Consider the following 568-nt stretch of genomic DNA (forward strand, 5'->3'; position numbering starts at 1 on the left):
GGTGGAGAGCACCCCGACACGCGGTCGGGGCACGACCTCGATGACCGTGCGCCCGAGGCTGGCCAGCACCCCGAGGTGCCCGGGCCCGAGCACCGTGCCGGCCGGGAAGACCGGCTGGCCGGCGTGCAGATCGTCACCGGCCGGGCGGACGTTCGCGCCGGGCTCGACGGCCATCGAGATCTCGACAGTGCCGTCGGCGAGCGTCGTCGTGGCTTCGACCATCACGACGCCGTCGGCGCCGGGGGGGATCGGCGCGCCGGTCATGATTCGCACCGCCGTGCCGGGCTCGACGCCGACGACGGGTGAGCGCCCAGCGGTGACCGCACCCGAGATGCGCAGCCGCACCGGGTGCTCGGCAGAGGCGCCGGCGGTGTCGGCGGCCCGGACGGCGAAACCGTCCATCGCCGTGTTGGCGAACGGCGGCAGGTCGTGGTCGGCGACGACGGGTGCCGCGAGAACACAACCCACGGCATCGGCCGGCGCAACACGGACCGGTTCGAGCGCCGCGCACCCAGCGAGGACGACGGCCCGGGCCTCGTCGAGGGGGAGCAGCGCCACGGTCGGGGTC

The 568-nt window shown here is 75.5% G+C and carries 1 protein-coding gene; it reads right to left on the minus strand.

The window, feature by feature from the left end; translation table 11 throughout:
* Positions 1-558 (minus strand): molybdopterin molybdotransferase MoeA (locus tag N2041_RS14695; RefSeq protein WP_367187741.1); only part of this gene is annotated, 558 nt, incomplete at its 3' end.
* Positions 559-568: the final 10 nt, after the last annotated feature.

It is taken from the genome of Tepidiforma sp. (assembly GCF_026419595.1).
Classification (GTDB): domain Bacteria; phylum Chloroflexota; class Dehalococcoidia; order Tepidiformales; family Tepidiformaceae; genus Tepidiforma.